This window comes from Actinoplanes sp. NPDC051859, from assembly GCF_044452725.1.
Taxonomy (GTDB): Bacteria; Actinomycetota; Actinomycetes; order Mycobacteriales; family Micromonosporaceae; genus Actinoplanes.
On sequence record NZ_JBITBX010000039.1, the window covers coordinates 1 to 1,862 of the forward strand.

Annotated in this window: 1 protein-coding gene; it reads left to right on the plus strand. The window is 68.5% G+C overall.

Annotated elements, in window-relative coordinates; genetic code table 11:
- Window positions 1-1,862, plus strand: a 1,862-nt coding sequence (locus tag ACIA1L_RS33410; protein WP_396077075.1) for a condensation domain-containing protein, incomplete at both ends; no start/stop codon positions are given.

Below are 1,862 nucleotides of genomic sequence, written 5' to 3' on the forward strand. Positions count from 1 at the left end.
GTGGTCGGTGGCGTGTCGGCTGATGAGTTGCGGGTTTTGGCCGAGGCGCGGTTGCCGGAGTACATGGTCCCGGCGGCTTTCAGTTTCTTGGACGCGTTGCCGGTGACGGCGAACGGCAAACTGGATCGGCGCGCGCTGCCTGTCCCGACGCTTGGTGGCACGGCTGGGCGGGTGCCGCAGACGCACACCGAGCAGGTGCTGGCCGAGGTGTTCCAGGAAGTTCTGCAAGTACCGGCGGTGTCGGTGGACGATGACTTCTTCCGGCTTGGCGGACACTCGCTGCTGGCTACGAAGGCGGTCGCCCGCGCCAATGCCCAGCTGGGTGCGTCGCTGACACTGCGGGACATCTTCGATCGGCCCACCGTCGCCCGCCTAGCCGACGCAGTGGACGTGGACAACGCACCCCAGCTGCTCCGGGTCGGCGAGATTCCGCGGCCCGCGACCCTGCCAGTCTCGTACGGGCAGCAGTCGCTTTGGCTCATCGAGCAGCTGGGTGGGCCGGGTTCGCGGTACGTCGTTCCCTTGGTGTCTCGGCTGACTGGCGATTTGAACGAGGCCGCCCTGCAAGCAGCCCTGCAGGACGTGGTCGGCCGCCATGAGGCGTTGCGGACGCTGATCATCGAGGAAGACGGCCGGCTGCGGCAGGTCATCGTCCCCGCCGAGCAGGCGGCCGCGCAGCTGCTACTCGTCACGGATGACTACACCGACAGCCGGGTCACCGAGCTGGTCCAGAGCGGGTTCGACCTGGGCACCGACCTTCCGGTCCGGGCCGCACTGCTCCGCGTCGCCGACGCCGAGTGGGTGTTCGTGCTGGCGGTGCACCACCACGCCGTGGACGAGTGGTCATTCCCGCCGCTGCTGGGCGACCTCGCCACCGCTTATCAGGCTCGGCTCCACGGTTCCAGCCCGGCGTGGGAGCCGCTGCCGGTGCAGTACGCGGACTTCGCAGTGTGGCAGCGGACGGTGCTCGGCGACGTCGCTGACCCAGCTTCCGAGCTGTCCACACTCCTGGACTACTGGCGTGACACGCTCGACGGCGCGCCGGCGGAGTCGACGATCGGGCTCGACCGGCCCCGACCGGCTGAGCCGACCCACCGCGGTGCCGACATCCAATGGACCATCCCCGCCGATGCCGCGGCCGGACTGCGGGCCGTGGCGGACAAGCTGGGCCTCACCATGTTCATGATTGCGCACGCGGCGACGGCGCTGACCGTGTCGGCGCTCGGCGGCGGAGACGACCTCGTGATCGGCTCGCCGGTTGCCAGCCGGACCCAGCACGAGCTGGAAGGTGTCGTCGGCTACTTCGTCAACACGCTCCCGTTCCGGCATCGGCTGAACCCTGGCGACACCGTGGCCGGCCTGCTGCGGCGTACCCGTGAGACCGTGCTGGACGGCTTCACCCACGAGGCGGTGCCGTTCGAGGAGATCGTCCGGACGGTCGATGTCGAGCGCGTGCCCTACCGCAACCCGCTCTTCCAGGTCATGCTCGCTCACCATGCGGACGGTCAGACCGACGACGTCACGCTCGAAGGTGTGGTGGCCGAGAACCTCCCAGCCGCATTGGACGCTGCAAAGACCGATCTCGAGATCGACCTTGTGGAGACGGAGACCGGACTCGACGGCCTCCTCACGTACGCCACCGACATCCTCGACCCGGCGACGATCGACCGGTTCATCGCGGTGTTCAACCAGGTGCTGACGGCGATCGCTACGACCCCCGAAGTGCGGGTCGCGGATCTGCTGGTGGGCGGCGTTCCTGCGGTGTCAGGTGCACCTCTGGATGTGCGCCGGGCAACGCTGGATGAGTTGATTCGTGCGCAGGTGTTGGCGACGCCGGATGGTGTCGCGGTCGTGGGCGCTGA